The sequence below is a fragment of the Microbulbifer maximicatervae (SeqCode) genome (assembly GCF_052467325.1).
Window position 1 is genome coordinate 2074313 of record NZ_CP174310.1, and the last position, 18869, is coordinate 2093181.

At 53.7% G+C, this 18869-nt stretch carries 22 protein-coding genes and 8 tRNA genes; 5 read left to right on the forward strand and 25 right to left on the reverse strand.

Features of this window, described 5'->3' with window-relative positions; translation table 11 throughout:
- Window positions 1-182: 182 nt before the first annotated feature.
- The 15 genes from ACJJIE_RS09385 to msrB all read right to left on the reverse strand — a co-directional run bounded on the left by ACJJIE_RS09385 (window position 183) and on the right by msrB (window position 7667).
- Complete coding sequence (locus ACJJIE_RS09385) at window positions 183-764, reverse strand: hypothetical protein (RefSeq protein ID WP_444894406.1); 582 nt, start codon at window positions 762-764, stop codon at window positions 183-185.
- Between the two features lie 34 nt (window positions 765-798).
- Window positions 799-2331: a DcaP family trimeric outer membrane transporter gene (locus tag ACJJIE_RS09390; protein ID WP_444894407.1), complete on the reverse strand. Its 1533-nt coding sequence runs from the start codon at window positions 2329-2331 to the stop codon at window positions 799-801.
- A 179-nt stretch (window positions 2332-2510) separates the two neighbouring features.
- Window positions 2511-3341 carry an NADPH-dependent 7-cyano-7-deazaguanine reductase QueF gene (gene queF / locus ACJJIE_RS09395; protein ID WP_444894408.1) on the reverse strand — a complete coding sequence of 277 codons (831 nt, stop codon included), beginning with the start codon at window positions 3339-3341 and terminating at the stop codon, window positions 2511-2513.
- Window positions 3342-3349: 8 nt separating this feature from the next.
- Complete coding sequence (locus ACJJIE_RS09400) at window positions 3350-4123, reverse strand: ABC transporter permease (protein WP_444894409.1); 774 nt, start codon at window positions 4121-4123, stop codon at window positions 3350-3352.
- Window positions 4120-5055: an ABC transporter ATP-binding protein gene (locus ACJJIE_RS09405; RefSeq protein ID WP_282933543.1), complete on the reverse strand. Its 936-nt coding sequence runs from the start codon at window positions 5053-5055 to the stop codon at window positions 4120-4122. The genes ACJJIE_RS09400 and ACJJIE_RS09405 overlap by 4 nt, the downstream gene beginning before the upstream one ends.
- 203 nt (window positions 5056-5258) lie before the next feature.
- Window positions 5259-5334 (reverse strand) — tRNA-Gly (locus ACJJIE_RS09410).
- Window positions 5335-5367: 33 nt separating this feature from the next.
- A tRNA-Glu gene (locus ACJJIE_RS09415) sits at window positions 5368-5443 on the reverse strand.
- Between the two features lie 117 nt (window positions 5444-5560).
- Window positions 5561-5636, reverse strand: a tRNA-Gly gene (locus ACJJIE_RS09420).
- 33 nt (window positions 5637-5669) lie between these two features.
- Window positions 5670-5745 (reverse strand) — tRNA-Glu (locus ACJJIE_RS09425).
- A gap of 118 nt (window positions 5746-5863) precedes the next feature.
- Window positions 5864-5939, reverse strand: a tRNA-Gly gene (locus ACJJIE_RS09430).
- A gap of 33 nt (window positions 5940-5972) precedes the next feature.
- A tRNA-Glu gene (locus tag ACJJIE_RS09435) sits at window positions 5973-6048 on the reverse strand.
- A 117-nt stretch (window positions 6049-6165) separates the two neighbouring features.
- Window positions 6166-6241: transfer RNA gene (locus tag ACJJIE_RS09440), tRNA-Gly, on the reverse strand.
- A gap of 1 nt (window position 6242) precedes the next feature.
- Window positions 6243-6318, reverse strand: a tRNA-Glu gene (locus ACJJIE_RS09445).
- Window positions 6319-6477: 159 nt separating this feature from the next.
- Window positions 6478-7254 carry a DUF1499 domain-containing protein gene (locus tag ACJJIE_RS09450; protein ID WP_444894410.1) on the reverse strand — a complete coding sequence of 259 codons (777 nt, stop codon included), beginning with the start codon at window positions 7252-7254 and terminating at the stop codon, window positions 6478-6480.
- The gene (msrB, locus tag ACJJIE_RS09455) at window positions 7251-7667 is read right to left on the reverse strand and encodes a peptide-methionine (R)-S-oxide reductase MsrB (protein WP_444894411.1); all 417 of its coding nucleotides are present in this window, start codon (window positions 7665-7667) and stop codon (window positions 7251-7253) included. The genes ACJJIE_RS09450 and msrB overlap by 4 nt, the downstream gene beginning before the upstream one ends.
- Window positions 7668-7853: 186 nt before the next feature.
- Here msrB and ACJJIE_RS09460 point away from each other — a divergent pair, with 186 nt between their 5' ends.
- Together ACJJIE_RS09460 and ACJJIE_RS09465 are read left to right on the forward strand one after the other, a co-directional pair.
- On the forward strand, window positions 7854-9068 hold the full coding sequence (locus ACJJIE_RS09460; protein ID WP_444894412.1) for a pyridoxal phosphate-dependent aminotransferase: 1215 nt from the start codon (window positions 7854-7856) through the stop codon (window positions 9066-9068).
- On the forward strand, window positions 9068-9469 hold the full coding sequence (locus tag ACJJIE_RS09465; RefSeq protein WP_444894413.1) for a hypothetical protein: 402 nt from the start codon (window positions 9068-9070) through the stop codon (window positions 9467-9469). Before ACJJIE_RS09460 ends, ACJJIE_RS09465 begins: the two co-directional genes overlap by 1 nt.
- A gap of 34 nt (window positions 9470-9503) precedes the next feature.
- Here the strand turns inward: ACJJIE_RS09465 and ACJJIE_RS09470 are convergent, their stop codons facing one another.
- The 5 genes from ACJJIE_RS09470 to ACJJIE_RS09490 are packed head-to-tail and all read right to left on the reverse strand — an operon-like array spanning window position 9504 to window position 14183.
- On the reverse strand, window positions 9504-10445 hold the full coding sequence (locus ACJJIE_RS09470) for a class I SAM-dependent methyltransferase (RefSeq protein WP_444894414.1): 942 nt from the start codon (window positions 10443-10445) through the stop codon (window positions 9504-9506).
- A gap of 3 nt (window positions 10446-10448) precedes the next feature.
- Complete coding sequence (locus ACJJIE_RS09475) at window positions 10449-11600, reverse strand: ATP-NAD kinase family protein (RefSeq protein WP_444894415.1); 1152 nt, start codon at window positions 11598-11600, stop codon at window positions 10449-10451.
- Window positions 11591-12712 carry a 4-phosphoerythronate dehydrogenase gene (locus ACJJIE_RS09480; protein WP_444894416.1) on the reverse strand — a complete coding sequence of 374 codons (1122 nt, stop codon included), beginning with the start codon at window positions 12710-12712 and terminating at the stop codon, window positions 11591-11593. The genes ACJJIE_RS09475 and ACJJIE_RS09480 overlap by 10 nt, the downstream gene beginning before the upstream one ends.
- A complete protein-coding gene (locus ACJJIE_RS09485; protein ID WP_444894417.1) occupies window positions 12709-13602 on the reverse strand; it encodes a 5'-3' exonuclease in 894 nt (297 codons plus the stop codon). The genes ACJJIE_RS09480 and ACJJIE_RS09485 overlap by 4 nt, the downstream gene beginning before the upstream one ends.
- A complete protein-coding gene (locus ACJJIE_RS09490; protein WP_444894418.1) occupies window positions 13599-14183 on the reverse strand; it encodes an elongation factor P hydroxylase in 585 nt (194 codons plus the stop codon). The genes ACJJIE_RS09485 and ACJJIE_RS09490 overlap by 4 nt, the downstream gene beginning before the upstream one ends.
- A gap of 293 nt (window positions 14184-14476) precedes the next feature.
- Here ACJJIE_RS09490 and ACJJIE_RS09495 point away from each other — a divergent pair, with 293 nt between their 5' ends.
- The gene (locus ACJJIE_RS09495) at window positions 14477-15163 is read left to right on the forward strand and encodes a hypothetical protein (RefSeq protein ID WP_108732560.1); all 687 of its coding nucleotides are present in this window, start codon (window positions 14477-14479) and stop codon (window positions 15161-15163) included.
- Between the two features lie 75 nt (window positions 15164-15238).
- Here the strand turns inward: ACJJIE_RS09495 and tusA are convergent, their stop codons facing one another.
- Window positions 15239-15469, reverse strand: a complete 231-nt coding sequence (gene tusA / locus ACJJIE_RS09500; protein ID WP_282933554.1) for a sulfurtransferase TusA — start codon at window positions 15467-15469, stop codon at window positions 15239-15241.
- A 118-nt stretch (window positions 15470-15587) separates the two neighbouring features.
- Here tusA and ACJJIE_RS09505 point away from each other — a divergent pair, with 118 nt between their 5' ends.
- Window positions 15588-15875: an antibiotic biosynthesis monooxygenase family protein gene (locus ACJJIE_RS09505; RefSeq protein WP_444894419.1), complete on the forward strand. Its 288-nt coding sequence runs from the start codon at window positions 15588-15590 to the stop codon at window positions 15873-15875.
- Here ACJJIE_RS09505 and ACJJIE_RS09510 read toward each other — a convergent pair.
- The 4 genes from ACJJIE_RS09510 to ACJJIE_RS09525 all read right to left on the reverse strand — a co-directional run bounded on the left by ACJJIE_RS09510 (window position 15850) and on the right by ACJJIE_RS09525 (window position 18168).
- Window positions 15850-16488: an alpha/beta family hydrolase gene (locus ACJJIE_RS09510; RefSeq protein ID WP_444894420.1), complete on the reverse strand. Its 639-nt coding sequence runs from the start codon at window positions 16486-16488 to the stop codon at window positions 15850-15852. The genes ACJJIE_RS09505 and ACJJIE_RS09510 overlap by 26 nt on opposite strands.
- Window positions 16481-16705, reverse strand: coding sequence for a YheU family protein (locus ACJJIE_RS09515; protein WP_108732557.1), 225 nt, complete (start codon window positions 16703-16705; stop codon window positions 16481-16483). The genes ACJJIE_RS09510 and ACJJIE_RS09515 overlap by 8 nt, the downstream gene beginning before the upstream one ends.
- Before the next feature lie 62 nt (window positions 16706-16767).
- Window positions 16768-17580, reverse strand: coding sequence for a class I SAM-dependent methyltransferase (locus tag ACJJIE_RS09520; protein WP_282933557.1), 813 nt, complete (start codon window positions 17578-17580; stop codon window positions 16768-16770).
- A 207-nt stretch (window positions 17581-17787) separates the two neighbouring features.
- On the reverse strand, window positions 17788-18168 hold the full coding sequence (locus tag ACJJIE_RS09525) for an MTH1187 family thiamine-binding protein (RefSeq protein WP_444894421.1): 381 nt from the start codon (window positions 18166-18168) through the stop codon (window positions 17788-17790).
- 131 nt (window positions 18169-18299) lie between these two features.
- On the opposite strand from ACJJIE_RS09525, the gene ACJJIE_RS09530 reads away from it, so the two are divergent.
- A complete protein-coding gene (locus tag ACJJIE_RS09530) occupies window positions 18300-18830 on the forward strand; it encodes a glycine cleavage system transcriptional repressor (RefSeq protein WP_282933559.1) in 531 nt (176 codons plus the stop codon).
- The last annotated feature ends 39 nt before the right edge of the window (window positions 18831-18869 follow it).

Sequence of the window (18869 nt, forward strand, 5' to 3'; positions counted from 1 at the left end):
AAGCCTACCGCCAAAAGTAGTTAGCCGGCATCTATTCCAGCTAACGCTTTGAATTCCCTTTCGAACCATTGAACGCGCACTCTTTGATAGGCCCATCAACGGTTTGTCTCACCAGAATAGCTGAATACAACAGTTTTATTGGCCTGGAGAAAGGTTCGATAAAAATCACGATAAATTAGCGGCTATAAAACGCCATTGCCAGACATAGTGCGAATCATCACCTCTACAAACTCGCGTAAATCTCTCTCATTGGGATGGCGCAGCTCCTCCCCTGAATACTTGTATAAAAAAGTATCCGACTGAACCGACCAATAAACTTCGTCACTAGGCGCCGAATATAAACGTGTCTCCACAACAGCAACCTGGGAGTTGCGAATATTCGGGTTGATCCGTTTTAATGCCAACAATTGGGTAACCAATAAAGTGTCAAATCCCCTCTCCCGGAGTAAGGGTGCAATCTCCCCCATTGAGGGAACACCCGTTATTGCCCCGAGAGCACTCCAGGAATGCGCATCAATACCCGTATCCTGCAGTTGCATGACCCACTCCCTTTCTACCTGCCCACCGACTATCGGCCTCGGTACCAGGGTATATGCGAGTACCAGGGTTTTTCCTAAGCTTTGAATACCAATATATGGGGACTGCCATACCCGCGTAACCACGGTACTGGCTGAAGTCCATCCGAGCAAAAGAGAAATCACTGAAAGGCTGCATAACAACCGAATAACTCGTGCTTGAAATAGCTTCTCTCGTTTGACTCGCATATACCTGAACACCTCGTTTAAACACTTTACTTTCTTAAAATGTCATTCGGGTCGTAAATTGTGTCCGCACCAAAGACCCCCTATCTCCATCTTTGTCTTTGCGAGCGCCGTAGAGCACCTCGATTCCAGTCAACCAACGGGGAAAGGGTAACCAGACAATATTGATACTGCGGTATTGGGTTGCTTTGTAGGCCTCACCGGGTTGGAAGTCCAGATTATCCTGCCTTACCCTGCCGTAGGTCGCTACGGTATACAGGCAAGGAGTCCACCAGTGCTGGTACCCCAGATACCAGGCTGTAGTGTTTAGTGCCTCTACGGAGTTATCAAAAAAATCATAAGCTGCATCTGGTGGCGCGTCATTAAGTAGACCGCTATATCCCGCACCGACGGACAAAGAGTAATAAAGGACATCCTTGGAAAGTACGCCGGGCATATTGAAAGTGCCGCTTAAATTTAATCCCCAGCCGGTAGTCGATACGGCTGAATCCGGATCGCCACTCGCGCGCAAATCCCTTAATACCAAACCCGCTTGTACCTGGGACCTAGGCAAGTCCGACTCCAGCGCAAATACCGCATCGGGCCAGCGGGCAACCTCGGTTGCATCCTCGAATATTTGTGAATCCGGCGCTTCAATAGCCACCTTAAAGTAATACTGTGGCCCGTACCTCTTAATCCATCGGACCATTGAATGGCGCAAGCCAAATGCCGAATTAGGCCCCTGGAAATCCAGGGTATTGGGGACCGCTTCCAAGTTCGCGAATGTTGACCACTGCTGCCCCACAAGAATACTGCCCCCCCAAAGCGCATTACTCACTTCTCCATAAGCTTTGCGCATACGGGGGTTTGGAGTGGTAACACTGGAGTCCTGCAGGAAGTCCATCGAAATCAGAGTTTTAAATTCACGTCCCTCCCAGTGCTGCAGGGTCTCAAATACCAACCTGGAGGTCTGCACGGTAAATTCTGTCTGCCCATCTGCTCCCTCTGCAGCCGTTTTGTCGAAAGTCACAATATCGGCAGGTACAAATTGTGCGGGGCTGATGATCGCGTCGGTATCATAATTAACGTCTAAGTCCGCAAAGCCACTGATCTTCGCCTTCATAGTGTTTCCCAACAAGGGAATGGAGCCAGGCCACTCCGTTGTCGCATTGGCAATCACATCTTCGATGTCACTGGGGTCAGGTACCGCCTGATCAGACTGGGCCCGCGGCGGAGGCAGCGAACCGGGCGGGACCACTTGGCGTATCTCCTCAATCTGTCGCTGCAAATCATTTAGCTCTCCCTTACTCGCTGGCGCTTCAGCGGGTTGCACAGGAATTACTTCCATTGAGGGGCGGGGTGGTGATGCCCGCTGCATTTGCTCAATTTGCCGGCGCAGGGCTTCGAGGTCTGCCTGTTGTTGCTGGATCTGGGCCTGCTGCTCTTCCAGCTGCTGTTGCTGGGCCTCAATCACCCGTATCAGTTCATCAGCTTTAACATAAACTTCTGCAGTGGAAGGTTGGGAAAAAAGAAGTGGGGCAAAACCGATTACTACGGCAGGGATTACTGGGGACTTCGTATTAATCTCCATCTGTCAGCCTCAACTCCACCTCCTGTGGGGCGGCCAACACAACTACACTGTCGGTTTCCCCGGCCTATCTGGAAAGCGTAGCTTAAGAGACCGCAGCGCCAACCCAGGTCGGCCTTAGGAAAAGAGTGATATTGAAGGGCCGTACCACCGGAGACTCCGGTGGTACTTAAGAAAGGAAATTACTGACGGGCAAAACGCGAAGGCATACGTTTCTCAATGCGAGTCGATCTCAGCGGATTAATATCCAAGCCGCCACGACGGGTATAGCGAGCACATACAGTTAACTCGGTAAATTCCGCCAACTGTTGCAAGTCGCAAAAGATACGCTCGACACAGTGCTCGTGAAAATCCTGGTGTTCGCGGAAGGAAACAATATAAGCCAACAGTGCCTCTCGCTTCAGTGCCGGCCCTTTATAGTCCACAACCACTGTCGCCCAATCCGGTTGTCCCGTTACCGGACAATTACTGCGCAGCAAGTGGCTATAAAGAACCTCACTCACATCTTCCTCACCGCCTTCGAAGGCGAGAAGTGCAGGATCCGGCTCGTAATTATTCACTTCTATATCGAGATGATCCAGACAATAACCCTCTGGCTTCTCAACTGCCAGCGCTGCATCTTCCACATCCATCAGGGTAACGCCGACATTTGCCCCCGCCGCTGCAGAGAGGTCCCGCACCAGTGCATCCTGTACCAATCTCCAGGATTCAAACTTGCTCTGGTTAAAAGAGTTTAAATACAACTTGAAGGATTTTGACTCCACCATGCAGGGGCTTTCCGCAGGAAAACTAAAACGAGCCACCGCCACCTGTGGTTTGCCCCTGGGGTTCAGCCAGGAAAGCTCAAAACCCCACCATTCATCCTCTCCAAAGAAAGGCATTGCGCCGGCAGAGAGCCCCAACTGGGCTCGGGATACAGAGCGCTGAATTGGATGGAGCAACTCGGGGTTGTAAGTGGATTCGTAGGTGGTCTCCTGCCCCAGGGGGAGGTTTTGCCAGTCTTCTCTTGTCATAAATTTGCTCAATGTCTCAGTCGCTTACCGTGGCTCATCAGATAAATGGCCCAGGATGCCAAAAGCGCAATAAATACCAGGACGCCCAAAAATGCCCCGACAACATTAATATCGGAAACACCCAAAATGCCGTAACGGAAGGAGTTCACCATATAAAGAATTGGGTTCAATTTCGACAACCCCTGCCAAAAAGGCGACAGCAGGTCGATAGAGTAAAACACGCCTCCCAAGTATGTGAGGGGAGTTAATACAAAGGTCGGAATAATAGAGATAGCATCAAAACTATTGGCAAAAATAGCATTGATAAACCCGGCCAGGGAAAACAGCACCGCCGTCAAAAATACAATCGCTACCGTGACAAAGACGTGCTCTACCGTCAGCGAGGTAAAAAACATCGCTACGAGAGTCACTATCAACCCCACCATTAATCCCCGTGACACACCACCGAGAACATAGCCCGCCATAATCACCCAATTCGGCGTTGGCGAGACCAAAAGCTCCTCCACACTGCGCTGAAATTTAGCGCTGTAAAAAGACGAAACTACGTTGGCATAGGAGTTGGTAATCACCGACATCATGATCAAACCCGGTACAACAAACTCGATATACGGATACCCCCCCATATCACCGATTCGCCGACCAATCAGGGAGCCAAAGATCACAAAGTACAGTGACATAGTGATTACCGGCGGTACCAGGGTCTGTGGCCATATACGCATAAAGCGCCGGACTTCCCGACGGTAAATAGTGCTGAATGATATCCAGATTAATCTGCCCTTCACTCTTCTAGCCCCGACATTTTTTCTTCCGACAACATGGACAGGAACAATTCCTCCAAGCGATTAGCGCGATTTCGCATACTGGTAACTGTGATGCCCTGCCGCTGCAATGACGCAAATACCTCGGTCAGAGATTGCCCCTTTTCAATAGTGACTTCCAGTGAGTGATTGTCCCTCAAACGCCCTTCATAACCGGACAAGTCCGGGCACTCAGTGAAAAATTCCGCGCAATCCAGGATAAAGGTTTCCCGGTTCAGGGTTTTCAGCAGTGACTTTATCGAAGTGTTCTCGACAATAGTGCCCTTGTCGATTATCGCTATATTGCGACAGAGGCTCTCGGCTTCCTCCAGATAGTGGGTGGTGAGGATAATTGTGGTGCCCTGCTGGTTTATTTTTTCCAGGAAACTCCACATAGAACGCCGCAGCTCTATATCCACTCCGGCTGTGGGTTCATCCAGAATCAGTAATTTCGGCTCGTGAATCAGCGCGCGGGCAATCATCAATCTACGTTTCATACCACCGGAGAGCATGCGCGCCTGGGTAGCGCGCTTATCCCACAGCCCCAACTGCTTCAGGTACTTCTCAGTGCGTTCTTCAGCCAGTTTGCGCGGCATACCGTAAAAACCGCCCTGCGTAACGACAATATCGAACACTTTCTCAAACTGGCTGAAGTTAAATTCTTGTGGCACAACACCTAACAGGCGCTTAGCCGCAGCAAAATCGACGTCGATATCCTCACCAAAAATCGACACTGAACCACCGCTTTTGCGCACCAGGGAACAGATGATACCGATGGTGGTGGACTTCCCCGCCCCATTGGGACCCAGCAGCGCAAAGAAGTCTCCCGGCTGCACGTCAAAACTGATGCCTTTCAGGGCCTGGAAACCATTGTCGTAGGTTTTCTGTAAGTTATGGATCGATAGCGCAGCGCTCATCTTGCACTCCTATAGTGGGGAGCGTTATTCAACGCGCTTGCCCGAATAATTTCAACCTGAGGGGAGCTAGGGTTTTTCATACACGTCACTTGGTGGGATGAACCGGAACTTGCAGGAGTCCCGGGCAAAAGTAACCGTGCAGAAGATAAGAATTACTATATCGGAAAAACAAAAAGCCGCTCGATTGAGCGGCTTTTTATTTTTGGAGCGGGAAACCGGGTTCGAACCGGCGACCTCAACCTTGGCAAGGTTGCGCTCTACCAACTGAGCTATTCCCGCAATTGACCCGGTAGCACTGCTACCGGGTCGTATTGGCATCCCCAAGGGGAGTCGAACCCCTGTTACCGCCGTGAAAGGGCGGTGTCCTAGGCCTCTAGACGATGGGGACAGAACTTGCACTTCGACCTTTCGATCCGGTGCTGCCATGCTGTCCATGGCAATGCCACTGATTTCTCGGTGGCGTGCTTTCCGAGTTGACTAGAGATCATCTCGCAAAGCGGAAATTTGGAGCGGGAAACCGGGTTCGAACCGGCGACCTCAACCTTGGCAAGGTTGCGCTCTACCAACTGAGCTATTCCCGCAATTGACCCGGTAGCATTGCTACCGGGTCGTATTGGCATCCCCAAGGGGAGTCGAACCCCTGTTACCGCCGTGAAAGGGCGGTGTCCTAGGCCTCTAGACGATGGGGACAGAAACTTGCACTTCGACCTTGCGATCCGGTGCTGCCATGCTGTCCATGGCAATGCCACTGATTTCTCGGTGGCGTGCTCTCCGAGTTAACTAGAGATCATCTCGCAAAGCAGAAAATTGGAGCGGGAAACCGGGTTCGAACCGGCGACCTCAACCTTGGCAAGGTTGCGCTCTACCAACTGAGCTATTCCCGCAATTGACCCGGTAGCATTGCTACCGGGTCGTATTGGCATCCCCAAGGGGAGTCGAACCCCTGTTACCGCCGTGAAAGGGCGGTGTCCTAGGCCTCTAGACGATGGGGACAGAACTTGCACTTCGACCTTTCGATCCGGTGCTGCCATGCTGTCCATGGCAATGCCACTGATTTCTCGGTGGCGTGCTTTCCGAGTTGACTAGAGATCATCTCGCAAAGCGGAAATTTGGAGCGGGAAACCGGGTTCGAACCGGCGACCTCAACCTTGGCAAGGTTGCGCTCTACCAACTGAGCTATTCCCGCGTGGCATCCCCAAGGGGAGTCGAACCCCTGTTACCGCCGTGAAAGGGCGGTGTCCTAGGCCTCTAGACGATGGGGACCCAGAAACCTTCTGTCGTTTCGCTCCACCTTTGAGTGTAGCCCTGCGTCAGAAGTGGGGCGCATTCTATGGATCACCGCTAAACCTGTCAACACTCTTTTTGATTTTTTTTCTTTTGTTGTCAGACACTTACAAAACCCAGCCATTTCTGGAGTGCATTCTAGTACCGCTCTGTGCCAGTTCCCTCGAGCACCAGCGCGTGCAGGTGCAACTCTTCCAGAAATTGGCGGATACGCTTCGCATTGGTACCCAAGTCACTGACCCCGACTCGGGAGCTGGAACGCACATCGACTTTGGAGCCACCACCCACGTCAGCGCTGACCCGTACAACGATATCGTCCGTAAAACCGAGGATCGGTGTTTTCGCTACAGCCTCCAGGTGGCCCCGCTGAGGCTCATAGGAAACCACTTTCCAGCCCAGGTCTTCGGCCACTTCAGCAGCGATCTCAGTGGTACGAGCTATCGGGAAGTCCACGTGCAATGGCATTATATCGGCATATATATCCGCCTCCCGCTGCAATTCGGCCACCTTCTCTCCACCGTATTCGGCACTGTTGTCGCCTTTCTTGCGCAACTTCAGTACCTCTTGATACTGGGGGGGATTGCGGGTATCGGTACTGATGTCGTGAATTCTTGGCACATCGAAGTTGCCCTTGCCTACGGTTACCAGAGGTATTGCCACCGGCAGCAGTCCGAGCAACGCCGCCCACAGAGCATTGCTGCGCACCAACGGCTTGCTCTTGCTCACTCCCCAGACAAAAACAAACAGGCTCAGTAGCGCAATTGCCAAGGCTGCACCGCCAGAAAACACAAATATTTTGAAAACCACAGAGAAGTGCAGCAACCCATAACGCAAAGCGGCAGCCGCAAAGACGATCAGCAGTAACAGAATCCACTGCACCCGCAATAACCAATTACTCCAGTGTGATTCCGTCACTCAGTGTCATCCTCCGTTTCATCGCTGCCCTGGTCCAGCTTCACCGATAGAGAGTTCACACAGTAGCGAAGTCCCGTATCGGTGGGGCCATCGTCGAATACATGACCGAGATGGGCATCGCACTTACTGCAGCGAATCTCTACACGCTGCATACCGTAGCTGCTGTCAGGCAGCTCCTTCACCGCACCTTCAAAATGCTCTGCATCAAAGCTGGGCCAACCACACCCGCTCTCAAATTTTGACTGCGAGCCGAATAAAACCTCGCCACAGCAACGACAACGATAGACGCCATCGTCAAAAACATCCCAATATTCGCCGCTAAACGGCGCCTCTGTCCCACCTTCCCGGCAGACCTCAAACTCCTCATCTGTAAGCTTATCCCGCCAGTAGTTCTCATCCATCTGTTTTGACATACTCTAGTGTTTCCGTAATCAATTGGGGTTTCCGGTCAGGCGTCACTTTGTGGCAATGCCTATATGTATCGGTTCCCGGTTTCCCGCAGGAGTGGTACCTACCGCCAGTGGACATTACCCGGTTTTCGCGCACTGAACTCGCGGCCCTGGGCCGCTCCTGCTCTGCAATAGAGCTTCCAGGTCACCATGAAGGACATCAATAAATCAGAAAAACTGCACGGCGTCTGCTACGAAATTCGCGGCCCCGTGATGGAGCAGGCCCAGCGCATGGAAGAGGAAGGTCACCGCATCCTCAAGCTGAATATTGGCAACCCTGCCCCCTTCGGTTTTAACGCCCCCGACGAGATTATCCAAGACGTCATTCACAATCTCTCTGAGGCGCAGGGCTACGTCGAGTCCAAAGGGCTCTTCGCTGCGCGTAAGGCCATTATGCAAGAGTGCCAGACCCTGGGTATCCCGAGTGTCGAAATTAACGATATTTACCTGGGCAATGGCGTCTCCGAGTTAATCTCCATGAGCACCCAGGCCCTTCTCAACAATGGCGACGAAATGCTGTTGCCAATGCCCAACTACCCCCTGTGGATGGCCGCCACCAACCTCACCGGTGCCAAGCCGGTTCTCTATCGCTGCGATGAGGAGTCCGGATGGCTGCCTGATATTGAGGATATCAAAGCAAAAATCACTTCAAAAACCCGCGGCATAGTGGTTATCAATCCCAATAACCCCACTGGCGCCGTTTATCCCCGGGAACTACTGGAGGATATTGTCGAGGTTGCCCGCAGTCACAACCTGGTGATCTTCGCCGATGAGATTTATAGCAAGATTCTCTACGACGATGCGGAATTTACCCCGATGGCCAAACTGGCCCCGGACGTGCTCTGCCTGAGTTTTAACGGCCTGTCCAAGTCCTACCGCCTGGCCGGCTTCCGCTCTGGCTGGATGGTTATCAGCGGCACCAAACACCGCGCCAAGGGTTTTATCCAGGGGATGGAAATACTCTCTTCTATGCGCCTGTGTGGCAATGTACCCGCCATGTTCGCCGTGCAAACTGCGCTCGGTGGCTACCAGAGTATTAACGATTTAGTCCTGCCCGGCGGGCGCCTGCGCCAACAGCGAGATATGGCCCACCGCATGCTCAATGACATTCCCGGTGTGAGCTGTGTCAAACCTAGCGGTGCTATCTACTTGTTTCCCAAGCTGCATCTGGATCATCATAAGATCGAAAATGACGAGCAGCTGGTGCTGGATTTCCTGCGCCAGGAAAAAATACTACTGGCTCAAGGCAGTGCCTTCCATTGGGATGCACCGGACCACCTGCGCATTGTCTTCCTGCCCCGTGCCGACGACTTATCGCATGCGATGGAACGCTTGGGCGACTTTTTGGAGCGATATTCCTGCTGATGCTGGACGATTTACATATTCACGATTTTTACCGGGATGCCGGCAGGGTACTGCTGGCAATGTTTAATCAATTCCCGGTACCGGCAACCGTTTACGTGGAAGATATTTCCGGCCCCGACTCACCGGATGAGTACGGGCTGCACTCCCCCCGCCATTTAGCCTGCCTGGGTTCCATGACCTGGCTAAAGCAGAGCGGCTATATCAACTTTTCCCAGCTGGTGCGCCAGGAGGCGATGGAGGATGCGGTATTAACCCACAAGGGTTTCCTGCTAATGATTAATGCCGAAGCTGAGTCCGGACAGAGCAACGCCCAGTTGCTCAACAGCGCTGTGCGCGAGGGATCATCAGGCCAGTTGCAGGCGCTGATGGAGCGCTTGATGCGGGAGTTTACCGCGCTGTAAGGGGCTCCTTAAGGCGCGGCATTGGCAATCGCCATTACTGGGATTGGCGACGATATTTAACGTGCAGCATTTTTAAGGCAGCATCCGGGTCCCGATCAGGGAAATCCGGGTTCTGCTCCAAGCGCGCTACAACTTCATAACCGCTGTCAGATCCGAGGATTAACTCCCTAAACTGGGCTTCGCTGTGCCGGGGCGAGTTGATCACCATCAGCAGATCCGCCTCAGCGGCGAGACAAGCGGGCAGCTGCCTCAGCAACTTTTCATAATTCTGGCTGACATCGAAGCGACCTTTTTGTCGTGTCGGCGGATCGACAATGCCCAGGTCAAAGGGACCGCGACGGTCGAAGCGCTTGAATTGACGCAGTGCATCGAATTGCAGGAACTGAACCCCTTTGAGGGACAGCCCATTAACTTCGTGATTTTCCCGTCCGCGATTTAAAACACCACGATTGACATCCACATTTACAATATCGATATCACCTGCCGCTCGCGCGACCGCAGAAAAAGCACAGGTGAAAGCGAAAAGATTGAGCATTTTTGCTGACGCCTGCCCAGCCCTTGCACGTACCTGCTCTTCAAGCCAGGCCCTGCCCGGCTCAATATCCAGGAAGAAACCCACATTTTGTCGATCAAACGTGAGGGGGAATTTAAGGTCTCCACGCTGCGCGACCGGGTCTGTTACCGGCTCCCCAAAGTGCCACTGCAAAGGTGCCCCAGGGAGATAGCGTCGCTGCGCAGCGACCCCCTGATAACCTCGCGCCTCAGCCATTTGCCAGAGTTTTTCACACAGCTCTACTTCACCTTCATATTCTTCAAAAAAAGTTACTAACAAAGCGGGGAAAAAGCTGTCGACGCAGACCTGCTCCAAGCCCTCATAACTGCGACCCCGGCCGTGAAAAAAACGGCGGCTGTCGCCAACATTCTGTCCTAGTTTATTTTCTACCTGCTCCAGCAGTAACTGCCAATCTGCACTCATCGCTTATTGAATATCCCCGTTACTCAGTGGATAAAGAATGGCATCCCGGTAGCCGGTAACCACTCGAATAAAACCACTCCACCGTTTATCAAGCTTGGGGTTACCGCTATCGATTAATAGCGGGCGCCCATGCAATTCCGTAATTTTTGTCTTAGTCGCAACCACGATTAAATTATCGCGCCCAACGCGCCGCAGTACATTGGCTGACAATTGTTGGTTACCCCGGCCAATTAAATGACCCTGGCCACCAATGGCGGTGAGAATGATTTTTACCGGCCCGCTGTGATCAGCGATGGCCTGTTCAATTTGCGGCGCACTGACATCCAACTGCAACAACTGGCCATCCAGTAATAAATCCACCCCCAACAGGGTTCCCTCACAGCCCAACTCGCTGAGGATTGCCAATGTAGTAGAGCCTGGGCCAACGACATACAGGGTTTGCGGGTCCAGGTCTTCGGTAATCTCTGCGGCGATATCCGCAACTGCCAGCTCTTCCACTTCGCGGCCGGCATTTTTTACCGCCTGTAAAAACTGACCTTCCTGGGGCACCAGCAATTCGCCGTAGTAACGCGTGGTTACCCGCCCACTGCGGAATGACTGCTCATCAATATCCCGCACTTCACGCTCAGCGAGGTCCACCAGCTGACCAGCCATCAGACGGCGCAAAACCTCGCCACCCGCTTTAGGGGAAATCGCAAAACAGGCGGAATGCATTTTCACTCCGGCGGGAATACCCAGTACCGGAAAATTATCTCCCAGGGCATTGACGATATTTCTCGCAGTGCCGTCACCGCCAATAAAAACAATGAGGTCTGCACCATTGTTGCGGATAGTAGCTGCTGCACGCTCTGTATCTTCCGGGGAGGATGGCGAGCACTCGGCCACGCCCACTTCACAGACAGAAAAACCGAGTTTACGCGCTGTACTGGCCCCCATATCGCCGGCAAAGCACAGGATTTCCAGCTCATCCTTATAGGGTTTTAACTCTTCAAGAGCCAGCGCCGCACGCTGATTTGCCTGGGGTTCAATACCTGCGTCCAGCGCGCGTTGCACCGTTTCGGCACCATCGCTCCCCTTGAGACCCGCCGGGCCACCAATGCCAGCCCAGGGGTTAATAATTAAACCAAGCTTTTTTACTTGTTTACTTAACTGCACGCCAACCCCAACACTTCCAGTTGCCGCTTCTCTTCGTCACCCAAAGTCTGGGCTGAAGTTTTGTAGTGACTGAACTCCAGGCGCTCGGGGTACTCTTTACGCAGCAAATCAAAAACCTTCTCCATCGGCACATCACCTGCTGCCGCCGCGCGCAGGCGGCGATCATCCGCACGGGGGTTGTACATCTGCAACAGTAATTCTTCTGCTGAGTCTCCCGCGATCTCTTTAGATGTGACAGCCGGCTGACATTCCGCAGACATAGGTGCAATACCCAATTCCCGGCACAGGGCCTCGCGAATCATACGGGTGCCAGCCAGCTTCCCATCCAGGCTGTAACCGGCAATATGCGGTGTCCCCAGGTCAACATGCTGCAATAATTCAGTATCGATATCCGGTTCGTTCTCCCATACGTCCAGTACGGAAGTAAAACGCTTGCCCCGCTGGATTTCCGCCAGCAGTGCCCGGTTGTCAACAACCCCACCCCGGCCAGCGCTAATCAGTACGCTGCCATCGCGAAGCTGGCGCAACTGCTCTGCTCCAATCATATGGAAACTGGGGTAGGTACCGCCCTTAACCAGCGGTGCGTGAAGGCAAACAATATCCTGACTCAGCACCTTTGCCAGCTCACTCGCATCCGGGTTTTCCGGTAGCCAGGGATCGTAAACTGCGCAGGAAACCCCGAGGGCATGCAAGCGCTGTTGCAATAATCCACCCACATTGCCGCAGCCCACTATGCCGAAGCTGCGCCCATGCCAGTCAATTTCCAGTGCGGCCAGGGTGCAGAAAACATACTGCACCACGGAGTTGGCATTGCAGCCAGGCGCGGCGCTCCAGAAGATCTCATTGCGCTCCAACCACTGGGTGTCCAGGTGATCAGTGCCTATGGTGCAGCTGCCAACAAAGCGCACCCGGGTCCCCTCCAGCAGGCTTTGATCAACCTGGGTGACCGAGCGCACCAACAAAATATCCGCATCAATTAATTGTTCTCGGCTCAAGGTGCGGCCGTGGTAGCGCTCCAGCGTTCCCAGATCACCGAAATACGCCTCCAACGCAGGAATATTCTCATCGGCGACAATTTTTAATCCCGCACTCTGTGCAGCGCTATCCGTCATGTAAGTTCTCCATCAACACCCGCTAAGGTGCGTTCAATCTTCTTGCTGAGGCCGCCGATACCAAATTCCTCCGCCAGGGCGCGGGCCAGATAGACATCTACCGGCTGTGGGCGCAAATCTGCCAGCTTTATATCCAGGGGAACCCGCTCCTCAAGACTGGTCAGGCGCTTGGCGAGGTGCAGCTGCTCTTCGTATTCCTCTATCCGGGCCACCAAACCCTTGGCTCCGCGAATGGGCATTGTGGCAAGGGTATCGAGCTGCTCCAGCAACATTTCTATAGTGTCGAATGTCTCTAACAGGCGTGCCGCTGTCTTTGGGCCAACGCCGGGTATCCCGGGAATATCATCGCTAGTGTCTCCCACCAGGGCCAGATAGTCGGGAATCTGCTCCGGGCGCACACCGAACTTTTCCCGTACGCCTTCGCCATCCAGGTGCCGGTCGTTGGCAAAATCCCACAGGGATACAGCGCCCCGAGCCAGCAGCTGCCCCAGATCCTTATCCCGGCTCACGACCACTGGGTTATGCCGGTGCAGCTTCCGGGTTAATGTGGCCAGTATGTCATCGGCCTCGAAGCGCTCACTGGAAAAGCTGGCAATACCCAGTACCTCAGCCATTTCCCGGCACGCCGCCAGCTGGAAAGCCAGGGCTTCATCGGGCAATGCACGACTGCACTTATAGTCCGGGTAAATCTCATTACGAAAACAGCTTCCCAATGATTCGTCGAAGGCGCAGGCAATATAGCCCGGTTGTCGCGCCAACATATCCAACAGGAAGTTAGTAAAGCCGTAAACGGCTTCAGTGGAGTAGCCACTGCGACTCTCCCAGTTGGGCGGCAGCGCAAAGTAGTAGCGAAAAATATATACCGATGCGTCTATGAGATAACTATTCAAGAGAGATCCGCCAATTGGTAGCTGCCCCGATCAAAAGGATTGGGGCAACCGAATTCCTTCATCAGGGCTTCGGCGAATGCACAGGCCCGAGGGTTGGGCCGGGTATCACAATAGTCCAGAACTTGCTGCCAGATGGCCTTTTTAAACGGGTCGCTGGCGCCCAATCCATTCTCCAGATTGTCGGCGCTCACGCGGAACTTGAGTCCGCAAGCCCGTGCAAAGATCCATTCAAGGGCCTGTGGCTTGACCTCTACCTGCTCGAACTCAGCCTGCTGGTCGGCACTGCGACCATCCGGCGCATACCAGTAACCGTAATCTGGCAACTGCCGCCGGGCCTCTCCGGCGACACACCAGTGCGCCACTTCATGCAAAGCGCTGGCGGCATAGTCCAGGGTGAACTCTACCTGGTGGTAGGTTTGACCTTCCCCCCTGGGCCGGTAATAGGGCTCGCAGAAGCCCCCGCGAAGTCGGGTATTGAGCCCATTTGGGTCTGAAAAACAGTGATCGAAGACTCTGATGATACGATCAGCCATTGGCAGTTTCGTAGGAACAGAAGCCATTTCTGCGGTTGCAACAGGCAAGGCGTTCTCCGGGATACCTCAAAGGCGGGGACTATATCAACGCCTGCGCCCCGATCAAAGTGCAGGCGCTTGCGGGGCGCAAAAGGCGCTGGTTGTATTTCGGCAAATCAACATATACCTTTAGGAACAGGGATGCCGCAGAGGGCGTGTCCTTCTAGCGTCTCCCCGAGGAGGGAATTAAAGCAATCAAACACCCTCCTGCCCCAGTCTTCCTTCAGAGGTAGGGCATTTCGCTGTCGCACCTTCATCTGACGTGGAGACGGTATACAACCGGCCCTGCAAGGAGGTGTTCCATGACAGACCACAGCATCAACAATGTGGTTGACCTCTTCACCGGCGAGCCCATCGAAACTTCTGCGGACAGGCGCTTTATTCGTCTTTCGCCGGAGCTAGACGGCTTGGAAATGCTCTACTCCAACAACTCCAGCGGCACAGATCTATATAGCCTGAAAGTTTTATGCTGGGGTCTCAAAGCAAATGGCGAGGTCGTAGGCCTCGTTCCCTGGTTAAACACCATAGTGGCCTGTCCCGACATCAAGGACCCTCTCGACGGACGCTTTGAGGGCTACTATGACCCCGGCATCGAGGAAATCTTCCATCAGCCCCCCATTCACAAGATCGTCGAGCTGGAGACTGCGGCGGAATACTTTGAATACGAGAGCAATAAAGCTGAGGAAGTACTCCAGGAGATCCCCGACACCATCGGCACCCACGCTGTGTTTATGGATGAACAGCGCGAGAACCTGACACTGATTGAGGTCGTCAGCTGGAGGTTGCACGCCGACGGGGAGATTCACGGCATGCTGATAGACCACGATATTGTTGAAACCACTCCGGTTTTACCGGGGGATCACTGCCTGTACCCCGCGCAGGAGAGCGAGGGATTCCGGTACTTTTTCCAACACCATATCGCTAACAAAATTAAATCCGAGGACCCCGAAGCCCTGGCCGCTATCGCAGCCCTGGTGACAGCCCCCTAGGGACTGTTGGGTCTTAATATTCAGGAGTGTGCCAGCCCCCGCCAATGGCATGGGGGCTGGAGCAACCGCGACCCGCTATTCCGCTTTTTTAATCCAGTAGACAAATTCGTCATTTTCCTCTGCGTGCTGTACCAGCTCATATCCAAGAAATTGGCAGAACTTGGGCACATCCCGCTGAGTGGAGGGGTCGGTAGCAACCATTTTCAACACTTCACCATCGGCGACATTACGCACCGCTGAATGCAGCATCATGACGGGTTCCGGGCACAGGAGGCCACGGGCATCTAAGGTGTGATCTGACTTCATAGGTATCATTGTGCGCAATTTTACCGCCGTCGTCATCTCCAGAGGCATGAGGGCCGCGCGGTAATTCCCCTGCGCCCGCACTAAAATCCTCATAGGACTTACGCAATTCGGGCTGACAATGATCTATGTGTTGATAGAACGGGAAATTGCGGCAGAAATGCAGGGCAGCTATGAAGAGGCCGCCCGCAAAATCCTCACTTGCGCCTACCGCACCGTAGGCTTTATTGAGGGGCAGACCTATATCGAGAAGGGCGATCCCTTGCGGCGCTTTACACTCTCCAAATGGCAATCTGAGCTCCATTGGCAACACTGGTATACCAGCCAGGAGCGCCGCGCACAGATGAATCTACTCAACCCACTGATGGTGCGGGAAGAGCGCATTACTGTCCTGGAGATCGCAGCATAAACTGGGCAGCCAACTCTACTGCGGATTGCCAATGCTGAAGCTGGTTAAAACCGCTGGCGCGACGGGGTTTAAAGTCGTGATCGCCATCTTCCAGCCACTCGACCTCAATGGTGTTCGCCAAACCGTAACCTTCTACCTCAGCCCGGCTGCCTAATGGGTCCCGATCTCCCTGTATCACCAAGGTCTGGCAGTGAATATCCACCAAGTGCTCGGTACGCAGCTTTTCCGGCTTGCCCTGGGGGTGAAACGGATATCCCAGGCATACAGCACCGGCAATCGCCTTCTGCCCCCAGTATTCATCCGCCAATAGACTCGCCACGCGCCCGCCCATGGACTTACCACCGATAAACAGGGGCAACTCGGGGCCTAGCTGGACGATTTGCTCGCGGAAAGACTCTTGTAGCTGGGGCATGGTATTGGGTGGCCGCTTACTTCCCCCGGTGCGCCGCTGCGCCATATAGGGAAACTCAAAACGGACAACTTCCACACCCTGCTCACACAACCCCTGCGCCAAGAACTGCATAAACTCACTGTCCATCGGTGCCCCGGCGCCATGGGAAAATAGAAAGCGCGCACGGGGCTCACTCGGGCTATCGATTAACCATTCAGACATCGGGGGGCAGGTCCTCGGCCAGGACCAGGTTTACAGTTTCTTCACCGGGCTCAAACCAGATCACCACTTGGCCGGATTGCAGCTGGCGGCGCAGGCTGGCAACTTTGTCCACCAGTTCCACTTCACGCTCACCGTATTCGGTGCCCTCGCGAGTGGCGTACTCTTCCAGTAGACTTTGCAGGGTATCGGCATCTAGTTGTTCGAAGGGAATAATCATACAGCGACTAATTCAGGTAGGCTGGGAGCAGCCATAGCCACCCCCAGAATATTGTAAAACGATCAGGACTTGGGTTTGCGGAAGCGCAGGGTCATACGATCGCTCTCGCCGATAGCGAGATACTTTTCACGGTCCTCTTCACCCAAGCGCATTACCGGTGGTAAGGTCCATACGCCTTTGGGGTGGTCAGCAGTGTCTTTGGGGTTCGCATTTACCTCGCTGGCCTCTTCGAACTCAAAGCCCGCTTTTTTAGCCAGGTCGATAACATACTCCTGGGTGACATAACCACTTTTCACCATATCTTCCAGGCTGGTACCTGGCTTGGCACGGTGCTCAACGATCCCCAGAACACCACCGGGCTTCAGCGCGGCAAAAAAGCTGGCAAAAGCTTCATCGGCATAATCACGATACATCCAGTTGTGCACGTTGCGGAAAGTTACTACGGCATCGGCACTGCCTGCCGGAGCAATCTCGCGACCGGTTTGCGGGGCAAACTCAGTCACAATTACTTTCTTGTAAGCCTTATCGTTAGCAGCCAGCTTTGCTTTGAAGTTCTTCAGCGAGCGCTTGAAGTAGTCGGACTCACTATTCTCAGGGAAGTGCGCCGCGTATAGGGTCCCCTTCTTGCTCAGGTAGGGCCCGAGAATTTCGGTATACCAACCGCCGCCCGGGGTAATTTCCACTACCGTCATATCCGGCTCGATCCCCATAAACTCCAGGGTCTCCGCTGGGTTGCGGTACTGATCGCGGGCGACATAATCCTTGTTACGATGATCCCCCTTAATGGCAGCAGAGAAATCTGCGGCCTGGGCTGTGCCCGCCAAAGCCAGGGCACCGGCCAGGGCCACCAGGGATTTCTTAAAATTGCTCGTCATAGTTTTTCCTGTGTTGTTATCGTTGGTCCAACTTCGTTTGCACACTGTCGATCTTGGGAGCCGCTGAATAGCTCCGTAATACCTCTGCGGGTCTTGAAGGCTGCAGGTGTTAGGCGCAGCTCGCCGCGAATGGCTCAGTCCTTTGCAAGAGCTGCAACGCAGCAGGTGTGGCCTTCAAGGCCCGCCCTTCGGGGCTTGCAGAGCGATTCACACTCCGCGTTGCGACTTCTTGAAAGGTCTAGACATTCCTGCGAAGCCGCGCCTTGACTGTGAACCGCTCTGCATGCCAGAGGTATCACGGAGCTGTTCAGAGGCTCCCTTATCCTGCATAGATTGCTCGCGGTCAATACGAGTTCCCAATTTCAGGCTGGAGCTGATTCGGTCGGCGCCCATTTGATGCACTCGCTCGTGGCACTCTTTAACTGCCGCCATCACCTTATCCCAGTCCCCCTCGATATTGGTACCGTATGCGTGCAGGCGATAGGAAAGCCCCGCCTCTTCCAGCACCCGTTCACACTCAGCAACGTATTTACTGACGGAAACACCAACGCCGATAGGGATCACACATAAGTCCGCAATCACGTTCATCAACAGTCCCTCATTAAAGTACTTGGATATTGGTTTCAAAATAACGCTTTTGAGATTGGCCGATAGAGTTATTCGACAAGATCCTATTACAATGTCAGCTCAACGTCTCTCGTGAAGCAAAGGAACCCTATATGCAACAGCATCTCGTTATCTCCATGATCTCTGATGACAAGCCCGGTGTCGTGGAAAAGCTTTCAGCAGTTATCGCAGATAACGGCGGCAACTGGGAAGACAGCCATATGGCCCACTTCGCTGGGAAGTTTGCCGGAATCCTGCGGGTGGCGGTGCCCGCAGATAAAAGTGAGACACTTAAAGAGGCGTTATCAGCCCTGGCAAACGCAGGCTACAACCTGGTTATTGAAGATGCCATTGCAGTGTCCGCCAAACCCCAGCAAACGCTGACGCTGAAACTGGTTGGCAACGACCGTCCCGGCATAGTCCGCGAGATCTCGCGCGCCCTTACCGCCCACCATATCAATATGGAGCACCTGGAAACCACTTACGGCAGCACTCCCTGGAGCGGTGAGCCCCTGTTTAATGCCGAGTGCACTATCAGTGTGGCCGAAGACATAGATCTCGACGGCTTGCGTGACGATCTGGACCAGATTGCCAATGAACTTGGGGTCGAGATCGATTGCGAGGAGATCGCCACCCCCATCTAATTGTGGAATAATCCGCAGCCGTACAGGGCCGGGCACTGC